Origin of the sequence: Coprobacillus sp. AF33-1AC (genome assembly GCF_003475785.1) — a bacterium.
Taxonomy (GTDB): Bacteria; Bacillota_I; Bacilli_A; order Erysipelotrichales; family Coprobacillaceae; genus Faecalibacillus.
Map to the genome: position 1 here is coordinate 50,143 of NZ_QRQB01000007.1, position 20,597 is coordinate 70,739.

General features: G+C 30.0%; 21 protein-coding genes. 14 read left to right on the forward strand and 7 right to left on the reverse strand.

The genetic code is table 11. From position 1 onward, the window contains the following. The first annotated feature begins 39 nt into the window (after positions 1-39). The 9 genes from DWZ53_RS04165 to DWZ53_RS11290 all read left to right on the forward strand — a co-directional run bounded on the left by DWZ53_RS04165 (position 40) and on the right by DWZ53_RS11290 (position 8,110). Positions 40-1,467, forward strand: a complete 1,428-nt coding sequence (locus tag DWZ53_RS04165; protein ID WP_118432288.1) for an NAD(P)/FAD-dependent oxidoreductase — start codon at positions 40-42, stop codon at positions 1,465-1,467. Between the two features lie 60 nt (positions 1,468-1,527). Further along, entirely contained in the window at positions 1,528-2,484 is a 957-nt protein-coding gene (locus DWZ53_RS04170) for a ketopantoate reductase family protein (RefSeq protein ID WP_118432290.1), read from the forward strand. 74 nt (positions 2,485-2,558) lie between these two features. Continuing rightward, positions 2,559-3,404 carry a bifunctional methylenetetrahydrofolate dehydrogenase/methenyltetrahydrofolate cyclohydrolase FolD gene (folD, locus tag DWZ53_RS04175; RefSeq protein WP_118432333.1) on the forward strand — a complete coding sequence of 282 codons (846 nt, stop codon included), beginning with the start codon at positions 2,559-2,561 and terminating at the stop codon, positions 3,402-3,404. Positions 3,405-3,409: 5 nt separating this feature from the next. After that, positions 3,410-3,607, forward strand: a complete 198-nt coding sequence (locus DWZ53_RS04180) for a DUF951 domain-containing protein (protein WP_118432292.1) — start codon at positions 3,410-3,412, stop codon at positions 3,605-3,607. A gap of 129 nt (positions 3,608-3,736) precedes the next feature. Then, positions 3,737-5,092 carry a glycoside hydrolase family 1 protein gene (locus DWZ53_RS04185; protein WP_118432294.1) on the forward strand — a complete coding sequence of 452 codons (1,356 nt, stop codon included), beginning with the start codon at positions 3,737-3,739 and terminating at the stop codon, positions 5,090-5,092. A gap of 90 nt (positions 5,093-5,182) precedes the next feature. After that, complete coding sequence (locus DWZ53_RS04190) at positions 5,183-6,601, forward strand: LTA synthase family protein (protein WP_118432296.1); 1,419 nt, start codon at positions 5,183-5,185, stop codon at positions 6,599-6,601. A 143-nt stretch (positions 6,602-6,744) separates the two neighbouring features. Continuing rightward, the gene (locus DWZ53_RS04195) at positions 6,745-7,287 is read left to right on the forward strand and encodes a hypothetical protein (RefSeq protein ID WP_118432298.1); all 543 of its coding nucleotides are present in this window, start codon (positions 6,745-6,747) and stop codon (positions 7,285-7,287) included. Continuing rightward, positions 7,287-7,931: a nucleotidyl transferase AbiEii/AbiGii toxin family protein gene (locus tag DWZ53_RS04200; protein WP_199589061.1), complete on the forward strand. Its 645-nt coding sequence runs from the start codon at positions 7,287-7,289 to the stop codon at positions 7,929-7,931. Before DWZ53_RS04195 ends, DWZ53_RS04200 begins: the two co-directional genes overlap by 1 nt. Next, positions 7,928-8,110, forward strand: coding sequence for a hypothetical protein (locus tag DWZ53_RS11290; RefSeq protein WP_199669449.1), 183 nt, complete (start codon positions 7,928-7,930; stop codon positions 8,108-8,110). Before DWZ53_RS04200 ends, DWZ53_RS11290 begins: the two co-directional genes overlap by 4 nt. A 46-nt stretch (positions 8,111-8,156) precedes the next feature. Here the strand turns inward: DWZ53_RS11290 and DWZ53_RS04205 are convergent, their stop codons facing one another. Beyond that, positions 8,157-8,627: a phosphatase PAP2 family protein gene (locus tag DWZ53_RS04205; RefSeq protein ID WP_118432300.1), complete on the reverse strand. Its 471-nt coding sequence runs from the start codon at positions 8,625-8,627 to the stop codon at positions 8,157-8,159. Next, positions 8,624-8,851 carry a Smr/MutS family protein gene (locus DWZ53_RS04210; protein ID WP_118432302.1) on the reverse strand — a complete coding sequence of 76 codons (228 nt, stop codon included), beginning with the start codon at positions 8,849-8,851 and terminating at the stop codon, positions 8,624-8,626. The genes DWZ53_RS04205 and DWZ53_RS04210 overlap by 4 nt, the downstream gene beginning before the upstream one ends. 106 nt (positions 8,852-8,957) lie before the next feature. Here DWZ53_RS04210 and ychF point away from each other — a divergent pair, with 106 nt between their 5' ends. From ychF to DWZ53_RS04235, 5 genes are all read left to right on the forward strand, one after another. After that, entirely contained in the window at positions 8,958-10,058 is a 1,101-nt protein-coding gene (gene ychF / locus DWZ53_RS04215) for a redox-regulated ATPase YchF (RefSeq protein WP_118432304.1), read from the forward strand. Continuing rightward, positions 10,058-10,825 (forward strand): class B sortase, encoded by a 768-nt coding sequence (gene srtB / locus DWZ53_RS04220; protein WP_118432306.1) that lies wholly within the window; start codon positions 10,058-10,060, stop codon positions 10,823-10,825. Before ychF ends, srtB begins: the two co-directional genes overlap by 1 nt. A gap of 185 nt (positions 10,826-11,010) precedes the next feature. Next, positions 11,011-12,540: an LCP family protein gene (locus tag DWZ53_RS04225; protein ID WP_118432307.1), complete on the forward strand. Its 1,530-nt coding sequence runs from the start codon at positions 11,011-11,013 to the stop codon at positions 12,538-12,540. A gap of 123 nt (positions 12,541-12,663) precedes the next feature. Beyond that, positions 12,664-14,169, forward strand: a complete 1,506-nt coding sequence (locus tag DWZ53_RS04230) for an LCP family protein (RefSeq protein ID WP_233541831.1) — start codon at positions 12,664-12,666, stop codon at positions 14,167-14,169. Positions 14,170-14,217: 48 nt separating this feature from the next. Continuing rightward, positions 14,218-15,726 carry an LTA synthase family protein gene (locus DWZ53_RS04235; protein ID WP_118432311.1) on the forward strand — a complete coding sequence of 503 codons (1,509 nt, stop codon included), beginning with the start codon at positions 14,218-14,220 and terminating at the stop codon, positions 15,724-15,726. 40 nt (positions 15,727-15,766) lie between these two features. Here the strand turns inward: DWZ53_RS04235 and DWZ53_RS04240 are convergent, their stop codons facing one another. From DWZ53_RS04240 to DWZ53_RS04260, 5 genes are all read right to left on the reverse strand, one after another. Beyond that, entirely contained in the window at positions 15,767-16,723 is a 957-nt protein-coding gene (locus tag DWZ53_RS04240) for a 3-hydroxyacyl-CoA dehydrogenase family protein (RefSeq protein ID WP_199589063.1), read from the reverse strand. Between the two features lie 94 nt (positions 16,724-16,817). Next, positions 16,818-17,852, reverse strand: a complete 1,035-nt coding sequence (gene rfbB, locus DWZ53_RS04245; protein ID WP_118432315.1) for a dTDP-glucose 4,6-dehydratase — start codon at positions 17,850-17,852, stop codon at positions 16,818-16,820. Then, complete coding sequence (gene rfbC / locus DWZ53_RS04250) at positions 17,853-18,428, reverse strand: dTDP-4-dehydrorhamnose 3,5-epimerase (protein WP_118432317.1); 576 nt, start codon at positions 18,426-18,428, stop codon at positions 17,853-17,855. Positions 18,429-18,444: 16 nt separating this feature from the next. Next, positions 18,445-19,326 carry a glucose-1-phosphate thymidylyltransferase RfbA gene (gene rfbA / locus DWZ53_RS04255; RefSeq protein WP_118432319.1) on the reverse strand — a complete coding sequence of 294 codons (882 nt, stop codon included), beginning with the start codon at positions 19,324-19,326 and terminating at the stop codon, positions 18,445-18,447. Between the two features lie 105 nt (positions 19,327-19,431). Then, positions 19,432-20,595, reverse strand: coding sequence for a MerR family transcriptional regulator (locus DWZ53_RS04260; RefSeq protein ID WP_118432335.1), 1,164 nt, complete (start codon positions 20,593-20,595; stop codon positions 19,432-19,434). Positions 20,596-20,597: the final 2 nt, after the last annotated feature.

Genomic DNA, 20,597 nt, shown 5'->3' on the forward strand with positions numbered 1-20,597 from the left:
AGGGTTAAACCGAAATTTGAATAGGATGGTTAATTATTGATGAAAGAAAAATATGATGTTATTGTTGTTGGCGCTGGGCCAGCAGGGATTATGACTTGTTATGAATTATATTTAAAAAATCCCGAATTAGATGTTTTATTAATTGATAAAGGTCATGATGTTATGTATCGTCATTGTCCAATCAAAGATAAAAAAATTAAGCATTGTCCTGTAGTAAAAGATCATGAACCAGGATGTTTACCTGCTTGTTCGATTACTGCTGGATTTGGTGGTGCTGGTGCTTATTCTGATGGTAAATTTAATATTACGAGTGAATTTGGTGGCTGGTTGACAGATTATTTAGATAATCAAGAAGTTGAAGATGTGATTCATTATGTTGATAATTTATATTTAAAACATGGTGCGACTAAAGAAATTACGGATCCAACAACACCTAAGGTTAAAGAGATTGAACATCGTGGATATGCTGTAGGATTAAAACTTTTAAGAGCAAAAGTAAGACATTTAGGTACGGAAGAAAACTTAAGAATTATGACTGAAATGTCTAATGAATTAAAAGAACATATGGATTTACAATTTAAAACAGCAGTCAAAGATATTATTGTAGAAGATCATGAAGCAAAAGGTATTATTTTAAATAATGATGAAAAGATTTATGCTAAAAAAGTTGTTTTAGCACCAGGTAGAGATGGATCTGCATGGCTATCTAAAGTATTATCTCATCAAAATCTAAAACTATATAATAACCAAGTAGATATTGGTGTGCGTGTAGAAACAAGTAATATTGTTATGGATGAAATCAATCAAAACTTATATGAAGGTAAGTTTGTTTACAATACATCAGTAGGAACAAGAGTAAGAACTTTCTGTTCTAATCCTAGTGGTCATGTTGTTATTGAAAATCATAGTGGAACAATGTTAGCTAATGGACATGCTTATCATGATCCTAAATTAGGTAGTCATAACACGAACTTCGCTTTACTGGTATCTCATACATTTAGTGAACCTTTTAATGAACCAAATGAATTTGCACATGAAATTTCACGTTTAGCTAATAAATTATCAAATGGTTCCGTTATTGTTCAACGTTATGGAGATATTAAAAGAGGACGTCGTACAACATACAAACGCTTAAAAGAGGGGTATACAGTGCCTACATTACCAGAAGCAGTACCAGGGGATTTAGGACTTGTTTTACCTTATAATACAATGAAATCAATTATTGAAATGATTGAAGCTTTAGATAATGTTACACCAGGTATCGCTAATGAACATACTTTATTATATGGAGTAGAAGCTAAATTCTATTCAGCAAGACCTAAAGTAAGAGAAGGTTTTGAATCGGAAATTGATAGTTTATATGTTGCTGGTGATGGTGCTGGTCTAACTCGTGGGTTAGCTCAAGCTGGCGCAAATGGTATCTTAGTCGCAAGACATATTGTAGATAGTTTAAAAAATAATAAATAGTAAAGTGGGGTTTACCTCACTTTATTTTTATGTTAAAAAATAATAAAAAGGGGTGATAATATGGAAATCAAATCAGTAGCGATATTAGGGGCTGGTGCAGTAGGTTCTTATGTGATTTGGGGATTAAGTCAATTATCAAATATTCAACTAGGCGTTGTTGCAGAAGGTGAACGTGCCAAGCGTCTAAAACAAGAAGGTATTAAAATTAATGATCAGATTTATCATTTAAATGTATGGTCACCAACTCAAGCACATGGTGTTGATTTGCTTATTGTCTGTTTAAAGTATGGGGCTTTATCATCGACGTTGGATACAATTAACACAGTTGTAGATGATCATACTGTGGTGATGTCATTAATGAATGGGGTTGATAGTGAAGAAATCATTGGTCAAAGAATAGGAATGAATCATATGATTTATTCTTTAATTAAAGTGGCATCACGTAAAGATGATGGCTATCGTTTTGATCCAGAAACAACGATTGGTATTGTTTTTGGTGAAAAGCAAGAACCTTATCATAGTGAACGTATCCAAGCTATTGCATCATTATTTAAAAATACAGGTCTTCATTATCGAACAAGTGATTACATTCAAGAAGAAATATGGAGTAAATTTCGTTTAAATGTATGCAATAACTTACCTCAAGCTATTTTAGGTGTCGGTGTAGGGTGTTATCAAGATAGTGAACATATGAAGTTTATTCAAGATGGTTTACGTCAAGAATTAGAAGCGATTTCTGATGCTAAAGGAATTGATTTAACTAAGGCTGATTCATCATCAAAACATGGCAGTCAGGTTCCTGCTTGGGCTCGTTATTCTACATTACAAGATTTAGATGCTAAGCGTTTAACGGAAATTGATATGTTTTCTGGAGCGTTAATAAAAATGGGAAAGGAACTCCATATTCCTACCCCCTATAATGAATATACTTATCATATGATTAAAGCTTTAGAAGAAAAAAATGAAGGACGCTTTGATTATTGTCATGATCATTCTAAAATGACATGTTCAAAATAGTATGGATATATTAGTTGAATTTATAAGTTGCTTCCATTATAATCTAGATAATATCTAATTGAGGGGGATATATGATGATTATTAGTGGTAAAGAAATATCAGTAAAAATAAAAGATCAATTAAAAGAAGAAGTATTAAAAATTAAAGATGAATATCAACGTTTACCTAAACTTGCTGTTATTTTGGTGGGTGACAATCAAGCAAGTCAAGTTTATGTAAGAAATAAAGAAAGAGGATGTGCTTATATTGGCATTGAATCATTAAAGATTACACATGATGCATCTTTTAGTGAAGCAGAATTATTAAAGGAAATTGAACAATTAAATCAAGATGATACGGTAGATGGTATTCTTGTTCAATTACCTTTACCAAAACATATTAATGAAGATAAAGTATTAGAAGCAATTGATCCATCAAAAGATGTTGATGGATTCCATCCACAAAATGTAGCTAAATTATTTTTGGGACAAAAAAGCTTAGTTCCTTGTACACCTAAAGGAATGATGGTTTTATTAGATGAAATTAATTATGATTTAACGGGAAAAGAAGTTGTTGTAGTAGGAAGAAGTAACATTGTAGGTAAACCAGTAGCTCTATTATGTTTACAAAAAAATGCAACAGTCACTATTGCTCATAGTAGAACTAAAAATTTAAAAGAAGTATGTAAAAGAGCAGATGTACTTATTGCGGCTGTAGGTCGTCCAAAGATGATTAACAGTGAATATGTTAAAGAAGGTGCGGTTGTTTTAGATGTTGGTATCAACCGTGATGAAAATAATAAATTATGCGGTGATGTTGATTTTGAAGACGTTAAAGATTTAGTACATGCGATTACACCAGTTCCTGGAGGAATTGGACCCATGACAATTACTATGTTATTACAAAATACATTAGAAGCCTTTTATCAACATCAACAATAGGAGGAATGATTGTGGAATATAAATTACATGATATCGTAGAGATGAAAAAACCACACCCATGTAAAAAGTCTAATCAATGGCAAATTATCAGAATGGGTGCTGATATTAAAATTAAGTGTTTAGGATGTCAGGCCATTGTTATGTTTTCAAGACGTGATTTTGAAAAACGTTTAAAGAGGGTCATTCCACAAGATCAAGAATAGTGTAAGTGAAACAAAGTTTCATTTATACTATTCTTTTTTCTTTATTTATGAAACATGATTATGAATTAACTTGATTAACTCACAACATTTTTATTTCATGTTATGATGTTAAGCAAGGAGGAAATATAAATGTTTCAAGAAGGATTTTTATGGGGTGGAGCAGTAACTGCTCACCAAAGTGAAGGAGCTTATACAGCTTGTGGAAAATCACCTGCCGTTTGTGATTTATTTCCAAAACCAGAACATAGTGATTTTAAGGATGGTATTGATAGTTTTCATCGTTATGATGAAGATTTTGCATTATTTGAAGAAATGGGATTTACAAGTTATCGTTTTTCTATAGATTGGTCTCGTGTATGTCCCGATGGAGAACATTTCAGTGAAGAGGCCATGCAATTCTATGATGATTTCATTGATTCAATGATTAAACATGGTATGGAACCAATGTGTTCTTTATATCATTTTGAAATGCCTCAAGTATTAATGAAGAAGTATAATGGTTTTTATAGTCGTAAAGTGGTAGATTTATTTGTGAAGTTTGCTGATAAAATGATTGATCGTTATGGTGATCGTGTTAAAAAATGGATTTCATTTAATGAACAAAATTCAATTGGTTTAATTGGTAGTAAAAAAATAGCTTATGGAGCCGTATGTCCTACTGGATGTGATGAACAACTCTTTATTAATCAATTAGTACATAATACTTTTGTTGCTCATGCTAAAGTAGTGGAAAAAGTACACACTATTAAAGATGCTATTGTACTGGGAATGGTCATCTATATTCCTCATTATGCAGCAACATGTAATCCATTAGATGAATTAGAAGCCCGTAATCAAATGGCAGTAACGGATATGTATTTTGAAATGTTTACTTATGGTGAATATTCTTCTTATATGTTAGCTAAGATGAAAAATGAAAATAAAATGCCAGAGATGGAACCGGGTGATTTAGAATTATTAAAGAATAATACTTGTGATTGGTTATCATTATCTTATTATTTCTCTACAGTAGCATCGTATGGTAAATTAAGCATGGATATGAATGGTAATGCTAAGGCAGCAGTAAACCCTTATTTAAAAGCCAGTGAATGGGGTTGGCAAATTGATCCATTAAGTTTAAGAATTGGTTTAAGAGATATTTATGCGAGATATCGTTTACCAGTCATGGTTGTTGAAAATGGTTTTGGTATGCGTGATCAATTAGTAAATGGTACTGTTGAAGATGATGATCGTATTAATTATATGAAAGATCATATTGAACAAATTTCATTAGCGATTGATGAAGGAGTCGATTGTCGAGGATACTTAATGTGGGGTCCTATTGATATTTTATCTTCGCAAGGAGAAATGTCTAAACGTTATGGAACAATCTATGTTAATAGAGAAGATAAAGATTTAAAAGATATGAAACGTTATAAAAAGAAGAGTTTCTACTGGTATAAAAAAGTGATTGAAACAAACGGGAAAGATATAGCCAATGACTAACTTGTAAGGAAAGTATGTAAATGACATGCTTTCCTTTTTTTTTCGTGTTAGTTATGATAGAATGATTCAATAACGAAAAGGACTGATAAAATGTTAATTTTAATTATTTTTATAGCTATGCTTGCTATCATGAGTATACTATGGGGCAATCGTACATTTTCTGTAAAGACATTAAATCAAATGATTTATCACTTAGTTGTTCCTTGTGATGGAACAGATCAAGGAATATTTAAGGACTGGTTTTTAAATTGTGGTCCACAAGCCATGTTACTGACACTAGGATGGTATGTTATTTTTTATCATACCCCACTTCAATTTTTACTTGATTATCAAGGATGGCTTATTTTTATTTTTGTTTTTGGAACAATCCTTTATGCTTTAATTAATTATCAAATTATAAGTTATGTACTAGATATGATAAGAGTATCTCGTTTATATGAAGAACATTATGTTGATCCAAGAACGGTAGAATTAGAATTTCCAAGTAAAAGAAATCTTATTCATATTTATTTAGAATCAGTAGAAAATACGTATCTATCTAAAGAAGATGGAGGACAAGAAGAAAATAATTATATTAGAGAACTAGGAACATTAGCTAAAAAAGAAGTCAATTTTTCTCATCATGATTTAATTGGTGGAAGTCATACGGTAGAAGGAACACAATGGACAATTGCTTCTATGGTAGCTCAAGAAGCCGGTATACCATTATTATTCCCTCTTACTAAAGATAAATACAATACAGAGTCACCGTTTCTGCCAGGTTGTTATACCATGGGAGAAATATTAGAAAAACAAGGGTATCAAAATGAAATCTTAATGGGATCAGATGCAAATTTTGCGTGTACTTCTAATTTTTATAAACAACATGGACATTTTAAAATTGTTGATATTGAAAGTGCTAAAAAAAGTGGTCGTCTTCCTGAAGATTATCATGTATTTTGGGGCTTTGAAGATAAAAAAGTATTTGAGTTTGCTAGAGAAGATATCACTAAAATGGCACAAAGTAAGCAGCCATTTTGTATGGAATTAGTCACAATTGATACCCATACACCAGATGGTTATATTTGTGAAGATTGCAAACATGATTATGATCAACAATATGCTAATGTTATTCGCTGCCAATCAAAACAAGTTGAACAGTTTATCTTGTGGTGTCAAAAACAACCTTGGTATGAAAATACAACCATTGTGATTACGGGTGATCATAATAGTATGTCTGAAAAATTCTTTACTCATTTAGATAAAAATTATTTAAGAACACCTTATAATTGTTTTATTAATTGCGATGCTAAAATTGAAAATAATAAAAATCGTGATTTTGCTATTTTTGATTTCTATCCTACTATTCTTGCTTGTATGGGCGTTAAAATTAAAGGGGAACGCTTAGGGTTAGGAACAAATTTATTAAGTGGACAAAAAACATTAATGGAACAATATGGATTTAAAAAACTGAATAGTGAAATTAAAAAAAGATCACGTTTTTATAAACATAAATTAGTAAAAAAATAGGAGAAATGGTAACATTTCTCCTTTAAAGTATAAGAAACAGTAAATTAATATTGATTATTCACAGATATGATAATATAATTTATTTAAGTAAACATCCGAAAAAAATAGTATTTTTCGGATAAATAATGAAAAGTGGTGATAATATGATTTTAAAGCATAAGCAATGTTTAGAATTGTATAATTCTGATTATATGATTAAAGAAAAATTAAAAAATAATACGCTATTTAAAATAGAAAAAGGTTTGTACTCAACTATAAAAAATTACTCATATTTGGAAGTGATACTGACAAAGTATCCTCAAGCAATATTAACTATGGATTCTGCTTTTTATTATCACGCTTTGACAGATGTTATTCCTGAAAAGTATCATTTAATAACAAGTAAAGATGCTTATAAAATTCAAGATAAGAATATAAAGCAGTATTTTATTAAAGATGATTACTTGAATTATGGAAAAGAAACTAAAGTTATACATGGTATAAATATGAATATTTATAGTAAGGAAAGATTGTTGATAGAATTGATAAGATACAAAAATAAATTACCTTTTGATTACTATAAAGAAATTATTGATTCTTACAGAAAAATTATTCATGAGTTAAATCTTGAAAAGATAGAAGAATATGCATATACACTTCCAAAATCCCAAATGGTAATGAATACAATTCAAATGGAGGTGTTTTAATGGGATATTTGCAATCATTAATTGCAACAACAAAAGAACAAGGATATGATGATGAAAATGCTGAGGCTAAAGTTTGCCAAGATATTATATTAAAAGCTATATCTAATACTTCGTTACGTAACCATGCAACAATAAAAGGTGGTGTAGTTATGAGAAATATTTCCCATAATATTAGGAGAGCTACACAAGATATCGACATTGATTTTATAAGATACTCTTTAAGTGATGAATCAATATTAGAATTTATTTTGAAACTAAATAATATCAAAGAAGTAAAAATATCAGTAATTGGAAATATAGAGCAATTAAAACAACAAGATTATTATGGGAAAAGGGTCTATGTTTGTATTGAGGATAACAGTGGGTATATAATCAAAAGTAAGATTGATTTTGGGGTACATAAGGGTTTGACTATAGATCAAGAAGAATATTGCTTTGATGTATGTTTAGATGAAAACGGCGCAAGTTTACTGATGAATTCAAAGGAACAAATGTTTACTGAAAAATTACGCTCATTATTAAAGTTTGGTACATTTTCAAGAAGATATAAAGATATCTTTGATATGTGTTACCTAATAGATAAGCTAGATGTAAATAAGTTGCAATATTGTTTAAAAAATATATTTACGATGATGAAGGGATGAAAGAAAATAATATAGATGACATTATTAAGAGCCTATCACTTACATTGAAAAATAAATTTTTTCAAAACAGGGTTAAAACATCCAGAAGAAATTGGTTGAACAAAGATGTTGAAATATTAACAAATGAAATAATTGATTTTTTTAAAATGTTGAAAAAAGAAGTATCTGTTAATGTTTAATGTATAAAAAAACTGTATGATGCTATTTCAAAATACAGTTTTTTTATTAAATTATTGAAATGATTAAAGCAATAATGATGGCAGTGAGTACATCACTAACAAAATGAACGCCACATAATATCCTTGAAAGACCAACTAAGATAGCTAAAAATAAAGTGATACTTCCTAGGGGGAGTGAGATATGAAGTAATGCTAAAGCAATCGCAAAGGCACTTACAGTATGACGACTAGGAAATGATTCTCCGGTTTTATGACCTACAAGAGGTTCTATGTTTAAAGCAATACAAGGACGAGGTCGATTGTAAAGCTTACGAATAATCGTGACAATAATAAAAGATAAAGCTGGTTTGATAATTGTGACTTTTAGTTGAGTATCATGATTAATGAATAGATAGATGAGAGTAAGTATGTATATAGAAGCTACAAGATAGGGTGTTATTTTTGAAATAATAATGCATGGTTTATCTAAATGATGTTTTTTTTGAAATTCTAAAATATTGATATAAAATTGTCTCATGATTGAATAATGAATACGGTTTCTCCATGATTAAGAGTTCGTATTTTCCTTACGATACGAGGATGATGATAGCTTTTTTGAATGTAATCTTTTAATATTTTAGAAGAGTAACCATGGATGATAGTCACTTCTTGACAAAAGGCAGGAACTTGGTCTAAAAAATGATCAAGCTGTACTTTTGCTTCTTGTTTAGTATAACCATGTAAATCAATAGATGGATTCATATTTTCACCTCGATGTTATTATAGAACATTTTACTGATCGGTTAAAGATGTTGCTTTTAACGTGATAATTCATTACAATAGAGGGGTATAAAAAGGAGTGAAAAACATGGCATTAACAGCAGGAATTGTTGGTTTACCAAATGTTGGAAAATCAACGTTATTTAACGCAATTACAAATGCACAAGTAGAAGCAGCAAACTATCCGTTTGCGACAATTGATCCTAATGTAGGAGTAGTAGAAGTACCAGATTATCGACTAGATAAATTAACTGAATTAATTGAACCTAAAAAGACGGTACCAACAACTTTTGAATTTACTGATATTGCTGGACTTGTAAGAGGAGCAAGTAGAGGAGAAGGTTTAGGAAATAAATTCTTAGGTAATATTAGAGAAACAGATGCGATCTGTGAAGTTGTAAGATGTTTTAGAGATAAAGATGTGACTCATGTAGATGGAAATGTAGATCCTATTCGTGATATTGAAACGATTAATCTTGAACTCATTATGGCTGACTTAGAAACAGTTGAAAAAAGAATTGGTCGTTTAGAAAAGAAAGCTAAATCTGGTGATAAAGAAGCAAAAGCAGAAATGAATGTTTTAGAAAAATTAAAACCAGCTTTAGAAGCAAATAAACCAGCAAGAACAATTGAATTTGATAAAGAGGAAATGGCCATTGTTAAACAATACACATTACTTACAATGAAACCATTAATTTATGTAGCTAACTTAGGTGAAGAAGATTTAGAAGATCCTTTGCAAAATCCTTATTATGTTCAAGTTCTTGATTTCGCTAAGGCAGAAGGAAGCGATGTTGTTCCTATCTGTGCTAAGATTGAAGCTGAACTTGTAGGAATGGATAAAGAAGAAAAAGATATGTTCATGCAAGATTTAGGTATTGATGAAAGTGGTTTAGATAAATTAATTAAAGAAGCATATAGTTTACTTGGATTAAGAACTTATTTTACAGCTGGAGTACAAGAAGTACGTGCTTGGACATTTAAAGAAGGAATGACTGCACCAGAAATGGCAGGTATTATTCATAGTGATTTCCAAAGAGGTTTTATTAAAGCAGAAACATATAGTTTTGATGATTTAATGAAATATGGTAGTGAAGCAGCACTTAAAGAAGCTGGAAAGATTAGGCAAGAAGGGAAACAATATGTTGGTCAAGATGGAGACATCATGTTGTTTAAGTTTAATGTTTAATGAATAAAGTAAAGAATTGGATTAGACGTATTCTTTTAGTTGTATGTATATGTGTATTTTGTTATTCAGCTTATAATTTGATTTCTATCTATCTTGATTATAAAAAGATTGATGATGATTATGGAAAGATTGAATCAACTTATGTCAAGGAAACTGAAACAAAGGAAGGTCAAGCTTATTTGGATATTGATTGGGATAGTTTATTAAAACGTAATAGTGATGTAAAAGCATGGATCCAAATTCCAGATACAAAAGTCAATTATCCAGTTTTACAAGGTGAAACAAATGATACGTATATTCATAGTGATATTGATAAAAAATCATTTAGAGCGGGATGTATTTTTATAGATTCTAATAATCAAAATCCTTTTCAAGATATCAATACGGTAATTTATGGACATAATATGAAGAATGGTTCAATGTTTAATAATATAAAATCATATCATGATCAAGATTTTGCAAATAAGCATCCTTATATATATATTTACTTTCCTAATGGAACAGTAAGTCAATATAAAGTAGTTGCTTCGCATATCATTTCACAAGAAAGTGTTTTATATAATACTCAAATTCAAAATATTCCCGATTTTTATCAGGAAATGTTAAAAAATTCAAAGATCAAAGTTGATTTTGACCAAAATCAACAAACACCGGTTATTACATTATCTACATGTGTATCAGGAGATAGTAATAATGAACAAAGGAATGTTGTTCATGCTTTATTAAATAAAGCAAACATTAATCCAAAAGAAGAAAAAATGGAATAAGGCTAGTCACATAAAATAATTTATAGTATACTAGAAAAGTATTTGGTAATAAGAAATATAACTCTTACCAACAATATCAAATACTACAAAAAACAGGCTTCCTAGGTGCCTGTTTTTTTGTGTTCATTTGCTATAAAATGTCGATTATGCTATGATAAACAAGAAATCAACCGAGGAGGTTAATTATGAAAGAAAACAAATTTATTAAGTTTATGACATCATGTGCACTTGTACTTATTTTACAAGTTATTGCATCAGGAATGTTTGGATATTTAGTTTATAAAACTAAACTATTGCCCACAAAATATTTTATTGCTCTTGTAGCTGTTTTGGTAGTTTTGATTGCTTTATTTTGGATTATTATTCAAACTGGTAAAAAGAAAATTAAAGCAGGAAAAAGAAGTAAAAGAACAATTATTTCAAAGATTTTAAGTTTACTTGTTTCTATTTTATTAGTTGTAGCTAGCACTTTTGCGGTAAGAGGAAATTCTTTCTTTGATAATGTACAAACTACAACACAAAAATACGCTATTAATGTTATTGTGTTAAAAGATGGAAAATATGGTAGTGCTTCTTTGCAAGATTTAAAAGGTAAGAAATTTGGTATTTCTTATGAACAAGAAAAAGCAACTTTAAATAAAGCGCTCGCTAAATTAGAAGATGATATTGATACACAAAATTACACTAAATATGATAAATATAGTGAATTAGCAGATGCTTTATATAATAATGAAGTTGATGCTATTGTGGTAGGAAATCAATATAAATCTATGCTTGAATTAAATCATGAAGGATTTGATGAAGAAACAAGAATTGTTAAAACATATGAATTTGAAAAGAAGGCTAAGTCAGTTACCACATCAGTTACTGATGTAACAACAAAACCATTTAATGTTTATATTACAGGTATTGATACTTATGGTAGTGTTTCAACAGTATCTAGAAGTGATGTTAACTTAGTTGTTACAGTGAATCCTAATACAAAACAAATTTTAATGATTAGTATTCCTCGTGATTGTGAAATTAATTTACATAGAAATGGTAAAATGGATAAATTAACACATACTGGTATTTATGGAGTAGAAGAAACAATTTCTACTATTGAAGATTTCTTAAGTACGGATATTAACTATTATGCCAGAACAAACTTTGGAGGTATTACGAATATTGTTGATGCTTTAGGTGGTGTTAAGGTTAATTCTGATTATGATTTTACAACTTTACATGGTAATTATCATATCGTTAAAGGTGAACAAGATATGGATGGGGACAAAGCATTATGCTTTGTTAGAGAAAGACATGCTTTCTTAGCTGGAGATTTTGTTCGTGGACAAAATCAACAAAAATTATTAAAAGCGATGTTAAGTAAAGCCATGTCACCAAAGATTATTACAAACTTTGAAACTATCTTATCAGCTATTGAAGGATGTTTTGAAACCAATATGACATCAGATGAAATGAAATCATTAATTAATATGCAATTAGACGATAATGCTGATTGGGAAATCTTTAATGTTCAAGTAAGTGGTGAAGGCTATCAAACTGATCAAACTTACTCAATGCCAGGATCGACAATCTACGTTATGAAACCATATCAAAGTTATGTAAGAAAAATTAAGAAATTAATTGATCGTGTTGAAAATGGTGATAAATTAACAGATAAAGATGTTAAAGGTTTAGGTAATGATTCAAATACAGATACAGATGCTGAATAGGATATCAAGTCAATGGGTAAAATAGCCTGTTGACTTTTTTTGTCTAATTATGTTATCTATGCTGTATGAATTGAATGAAACAATGCTTTATGATATGATTAAGGGTATGTAAGAGGTGAAATTATGGCTAAGCATAAGAAGAAAGGTTTCTTTGCGAAACTGTTATCTAAAAGGGTATTACTATTTATACAACTGATTATGTCAATTATCTTTTTGGCATATATTTATATATTAAAGATGTTACCAACTAAGTATTATATGATTTTAGTTGGAGTGATAGTTTTATTATTTATTATGATGAACTTATTTATTCGTTCGGGAATAAAAAGAAAGAGAAAGTATGGAAAAGGATCAAGAGTGGTTTTTAGTAAATTACTTTGTTTGATTATCAGTGTCGTTTTAGGCTATACATCTGTGATGATTGCTAAAGGAAATTCTTTTTTGTCTAATATTACCGGATCATTTTTAGAAACTCGTGTGATCTCCATTTATGCAATGAATGATAGCTCGATTAAAAGTTTAGATGATTTAAAAGGAGAGACAGTAGGAATTCAAAGTGAAAGAGGCACATCTTCAATCAATAATGCTTTATCTAAAGCTGAAGATAAGTTAGGATCGAAGATTAAAACCAAAGATTATAAAACTTATGCTAAATTGGGCGATGCTTTAGTTGATGGTAAAGTGAAAGTGATTGTTGTTGATCAAGCTTATATGTCATTGCTTGAAACGCATCATGATGGGTTAGATGAAAATTTAAGAAGTTTATTTAAAGTAGAAACAAAAGAAAGAATCAATAATGTGATGAAAGATACGAATGTAACGAAAAAGCCATTTATTGTTTATGTTACAGGTATTGATACTTATGGTACAGTTTCTACGATATCACGTACGGATGTTAACTTACTTGTTTGTGTGAGTCCTGTTAATCATCAAATATTGATGGTCTCTATTCCTCGTGATACGGAAGTCAATCTTCATAAAAATGGGAAGATGGATAAATTGACCCATTCGGCTATGTATGGTATTGATGAAACCATTTCAACAATTCAAGATTTCTTGGAGTTAGATGTTAACTATTATGCTAAAACAAACTTTAGTGGCATTACTAATATCATTGATGCTTTAGGTGGAGTGACAATAGATTCACCATATAATTTTACAACTATGCACGGGCATTATCGAATCAATAAAGGCTTAAATGAATTAAATGGTGATCAGGCATTATGCTTTGTTAGAGAAAGATATGCTTTACCTCGTGGTGATTTTGACCGTGGACAAAATCAACAACGTTTATTAAAAGCAATGATTAAAAAAGCATTATCACCACAAATTATTACTAACTATAATAATATTCTTTCAGCAGTAGAAGGATGCTTTGAAACGAATATGGCTTCTGATGATATTAAAGCTTTAGTTAATAAACAAATTGATGATGGTGGAAGTTGGCAAATGTTTAATGTTCAAGTATCAGGAGAAGGGCATAAGACAACGAAGACTTATTCAATGCCGGGACAAAGTGTTTATACAATGGTACCTGATGAAAAAAGATTGAACAGAATTATTGAAGTCATCAATAAAATTGAAGCTGATGAAAAAATAACAAAAAGTGATGTTAAAGGTTTACAATAAGGATAAATTTATTTATCCTTATTTTCTCTCTTTAACTAGGAGAAAAGTATGAAAAATAAAAGAATTAAAATAGAATTAATCTTTTTTGACTTGTTCTTATTTTTAGGAATATTACTTAGTGTATCCACACTATGGGCGGTAAAGATGTTTGGTAAAACATCTGTTGATTCGATGATTTTTACATTGTTGGCACCGACAGCAGGAACGGATAGCTCTGTTATTTATAGTTGGTTGTCTTGGTGTTTAGCAACAAGTGTTCTCGCAACAATACTCATTACTTTAGTTGTTATTTATATTTATAAACGTAAACATTATTCTTGGCTACATTATATTTGGGTAGTGGGAATAGTGGTTTTAGTAGGGTCTTTGGTTAATGTAGAGTGTCAATATCATATTGTTGCTTATATTCAAAATCAAAAAGAAACAACGTATATTTATGAACAAAAGCCTAAAAAGAAAAAGAATGTAGCTAAAGACGGTGATGAGAAACTGATTTATGCTAATCCTCAAAGTGTTGAAATAAGTGGTAATGAAACGAATAATTTGATTTATATTTATTTAGAGTCCTATGAAAATACTTTTATGGATAAAAATAATGGTGGTGTAAAAGATGTTAATTGTTTACCTGAATTAACACAACTTGCTAATGAAAACCTTAATTTTTCTAATACTGATAAATTAGGGGGTGCGATTGCTTTTACTGGAAGTACCTGGACAATAGGATCAATGGTAGCCCAATCATCAGGTTTACCATTAAAAGCAGAACTAGCTAATAATATGGATAAATTTACTAAGTTTATGCCAGGTGCTAAAATGATTGGTGATGTTTTAAAAGAGCAAGGCTATAATCAAGAATTGTTAATAGGAAGTAAGAGTTCTTTTGCCGGAACAAATCATATGTTTAATCAACATGGACAATATCAAATAGTAGATTTGGACACGATTAAAAGTAATTATGATTTAAAAGATGATGATTACTGTTCTTGGGGAATTAATGATCATAAATTATTAGAAGTAGCAAGAAATGAATTAGGTATGTTAGCTGCTAAAGGACAAAAATTTAACTTTACGATGGCTACAATAGATTGTCACATGCCTAGTGGGATGTTATGTAAGCAATGTCCGTGTACATATAAAAATAGATATGAAAATATCTATGCTTGTCAATCTAAGCAAGTTAATGATTTTATAACATGGTGTAAGCAACAATCTTGGTATGAAAATACAACCATCATTCTTGTTGGTGATCATCAAACGATGGCTCAAGATTATGTTAATGATGTAGACAGTACATATCAAAGGACAACATATAATTGTTTTATTAATAGTAAGATACAAGCGGTTAATAATAAAAATAGACAATTTACACAAATGGATATGTATCCTACTACGTTAGCGGCGATGGGATTTGAGGTAAAAGGGAATAAGTTAGGTTTAGGGACGAATTTGTTTTCTAAATTACCAACCGTAATAGAAAAATACTCAACAAGCTATATTGAACAAGAAATATCTAAAAGCTCTGAGTACTTAAATAAAGAGATATATCAATTTGAATAAGAAAAAAGATTTATGATGGTAAGTCATAAATCTTTTTTTATTATAGTTTATGATGAAGTTTTAGAAATTCAATGAGCATATGGTCACGATATTGTTTAAGAGATTCTTCATCATTACCGATTTGAGGATCTCTGTTTTTCATTGCTTCTTCAACTCCGGTTCTTGCTTTGTTTGGCCAATCTTCAGGAAATTCCTTAAAGTCAGCCATATCATTTAACCAAAGGTTAATAGAGTCATGTAAATGATTCATAAGACCATCAATACCAACAGCGCCTCCACCTAAATGGAAAATGAGGGATGGTCCCATAATACCCCAACGGATACCTGGTCCAAAAGTAACGGCTTTATCAGCATCTTCTACACTACAAACGCCACTTTCTACTAAATGGCATACTTCACGATAAAGAGCCATTTGAAGTCGATTGCAAATGAATCCTAAAGCTTCTTTTTGTAAGACAACGGGTTCTTTATTGACAGAAGTATAAAATTCTTTCGTTTGTTGAACATACTTTTCATCTGTCTTTTCACCTTTAGTAATTTCAACTAAAGGAATAAGATGAGGTGGATTGTAAGGATGCCCACCAACAAATCTTTCAGGATGTTTAGCATATTTAGCAATTTCACTTACTAAGAGTCCTGATGTAGAACTAGCAATAATCGCATCATCTAAACAATATTTTTCAATTTCTTCTACCACTTGATGTTTAACATCATAATGTTCAGGTGCTGATTCTTGAATAAAGAAAGCATCTTTAACGGCTTCTTCCATTGAAGTTGTAAGGGTAATATGATTTTCAACTTCTTTTAATCTTGTCTCGTCTAAAACATGATTTTCTTTTAGAATTTCTAAATTATCATGGATGATGTTTTTAGCCTTAGCTAAAACCTCATCATTAATATCGTATACAGCAACATCTAAATCTTTTAAGGCGAAACAAATGGCCCAACTGGAACCAATGACACCACTCCCTACACATGCTACTTTTTTATTATTCATTTTTGTCATCTCCTATACCTTTATTATACTACTTTGTGAATTTATTGGCATAGATAAAATAAAAAAGACCAGATATAATCTGGTCTAAGTAATACTATTCTTCTACTCTTCCTTTTTGTACATACATTTTATCAAAATAATTTTGATATTCTCCAGAAAGAATATTTTGCCACCATTCTTTGTTATCTAAATACCATTGAATAGTTTGTTGGATTCCTGTATCAAAGTTATATTTTGGTTTCCATCCAAGTTCAGTTTCTAATTTATGAGGATCAATAGCGTATCTTCTATCATGTCCTTTACGATCTTCAACAAATTTAATTAAAGATTCAGGTTTACCTAATGCTTTTAAGATAGTCTTAACAACTTCTAAGTTTGTTCTTTCGTTATGTCCACCTACGTTGTATACTTCACCAACACGTCCTTTTCTAACAATTAAGTCGATTGCAACACAGTGATCATAAACATGTAACCAGTCACGCACATTGTCCCCTTTACCATATACTGGTAATGCTTCATCAGCTAAAGCTCTAGAAATCATTAATGGAATTAATTTTTCTGGGAAATGGTAAGGACCATAGTTATTAGAACATCTAGAGATTGTTACTGGAAGTCCAAAAGTACGATGATAAGCTAATACAAATAAATCTGCAGAAGCTTTAGATGAACTATATGGACTAGAAGTATGTAATGGTGTTGTTTCTGTAAAGAATAAATCTGGACGATCTAATGGTAAATCACCATATACTTCATCAGTAGATACTTGATGATATCTTTTAATTCCATATTTATTACAAGCATCTAATAAAGTTGTTGTTCCCATAACATTTGTTTTAACAAAGATTTCAGGATCTTCAATACTTCTATCTACATGTGATTCAGCAGCAAAGTTAACAACAACATCAAATTTTTCTTTTTCAAATAAATCAAAGATGAATTGACGATCGGCAATGTCACCTCTAACAAATTTATAATTTGGTTTACCTTCTACTGGTTTACAAGTTTCTAAGTTACCAGCATAAGTTAATAAATCTAAGTTAACAATCATATCTTCTGGGTATTTGTTAACCATATAATGAACAAAGTTTCCACCAATGAAACCAGCTCCACCTGTTACTAAAATTTTCATTTATTTATCTCCTTCATATACAAATTGATTATTAGAATTTTCTAATGTAGGACCAGTTTGATCTTTTTGTGATAATACTGGTTCAATACCATTTAATAATGATCCCCAATCAACATTTGCAGTAGGATCATCATAACGCATACCACCTTCAGATTCTTTATTATAGATATTGTCTACTTTATATCTGAATTCCACATCATCAGTTAATGTTAAGAATCCATGAGCAAAACCTTGAGGAATAAAGAATTGACGATGATTTTCAGCGCTTAATTCAACCGATACCCATTGACCAAAAGTAGGACTTCCTTTACGGATATCAACGGCTACATCAATAACTTTACCTTTAGTACAAGATACAAGTTTAGATTGTGCATAAGGAGGATTTTGCCAATGTAAACCTCTTAAAGTTCCTTTTTGTGCACTAAATGACATATTGTCTTGTACAAAATCAACTGTAATTCCTAGTTTTTCATATTTTGGTTTAGAATATGTTTCTGTAAAATATCCACGATGATCACCAAAAACATCAGTTTCGACAATTAAAACACCTGGGATTTTTGTTTCAATAACTTTCATTTTATTACTTCCTTTTTTATTGATCTATAAATTTTCCATCCATGACATCTTTTAAATACTTACCGTATTGATTCTTTTTATACAATTCATAAGCATTATTTAATTCATCTTTGGAAATCCATCCGTTATTATAAGCAATTTCTTCTAAACATGCAATTTTTCTATTTTGATGTGTTTCTACAGTTTTAACGAAGTTAGTAGCATCAACTAAACTTTCATGTGTTCCTGTATCTAACCATGTAAATCCTTGACCTAATAATTCTACATCTAAGTTACCTTTATCTAAGTAGATTTTATTTAAGTCAGTAATTTCTAATTCACCACGAGCCGATGGCTTAATTTGTTTAGCATATTCAACAACGTTTTTATCATAGAAATATAAGCCAGTTACAGCGTAGTTAGATTTAGGTTGAGCTGGTTTTTCTTCTAATGATACAGCTTTACCATTTTCATCAAATTCAACAACCCCAAATCTTTCAGGATCATCAACATAATATCCAAATACTGTTGCACCTTCTTCTTTACTAGCAGCTCTTCTAAGTCTTTTTGATAAACCATGACCATGGAAAATATTATCTCCTAAAATCATGGCACAAGCTTCACCATTGATGAATTCTTCACCTAAAATGAAAGCTTGAGCTAAACCATCTGGAGATGGTTGTACTTTATATTGAAGAGAAATACCAAATTGATGTCCATCACCAAGTAATTCTTTAAATCTTGGAGTATCATCTGGTGTTGAGATAATTAAAATATCTTTAATACCAGCATTCATTAAGATACTTAATGGATAATAAATCATTGGTTTGTCATAAATTGGTAATAATTGTTTACTTGTTACTTGTGTTAGAGGATATAGTCTTGTTCCTGATCCTCCGGCTAATACGATACCTTTCATATAAGCTCCTCCTTTGTTACGATTATATCATAAACCATAACGTAACGTAATGGTCAATAAAAATGTTGATTTTATCATAAAAAAAGTAATAATCAAAAACGATTATTACTTTTTGCATATAAATAAACCACTGTCTTTTGTGATATGAATACCGTTATTTTCGTTAATAATTTTTTCAATATAAGTTTGGAACTCTTTAAGACGATGTCCTAAGTATTCTTTTTGGTTGCCGTGACAACTCATGATGTAGTCAACGAGCGGTTTAGCATCTTTTACCAACAAAGAATCTTCATATTTTCTTAATTCAATATGATTAAAGTATGGTGATAATATGGCTTTTCCGTTTTCTAGACCAAACTTACTTGGTAAATCATCGTTAGATAGAAGAATCCGAGAATCAAAGTTTTTAACCAGTTCATTGATTTCTTTCATATGTAAATGACTGTATGTTGTACAATAAAATGTACCAAAATCTTTTAATACTCTGCTAATTTCACTTAAACCAAGATGAATATCTTGAAGATAGAAGAGAACATGATTAGCGATAATCGTATCAAAGAATTTATTTTTAAAAGGAATACTTTGACAATCAAGAATTAAATAATTATATTCATTTCCTAATTTCTTTTTTAATTCTTCAATCATACCCGAAGAATTATCAGATAAAAAGAATTCACGATTACGTAAATTATAGTGATTATTTTCCCAAAGTTTACCATTACCACTACCAATTTCTAATAATTGATAAACATGAGTAAAATCAATTTGTTGAAACAACCAATTAAACCAACCTTGCTTATTAGTTGAATAACGATCATGAAGTAAAATACGGGTTTCAATGTTTTGAGTATTCATATATTGTTCGATGATTTGATCATTGATATGTGATAAACGTATTAACTCAATCACTTTTTCCCATGCTTGATGATCTTGTTGGATAATTTTTTGGGTATTTTTTAATGATTCTTTTAATTGGTTTAAGTGTTTTATTTTTTTATCAATGAGAGATTCTTGAAATTGTAGAGATTGAATAAAACTTTGTTGATCTTCATCTTGGATAATGGGAAATATTTCTTCTAAAGAAAATCCTAGTTCTTTTAAAGAAAGAATCTTTTGTAAAGTAATAAAATCTTGATTACAATAACGACGATAGCCATTATCTAAGATAAGTGTAGGTTTAAGTAAACCAATTTTATCATAATATCGAATTGTACGAAGGGTGACACCAGCCAGTTTGGCAAATTCACCAGTTGAGTATAATTTTTCCATAG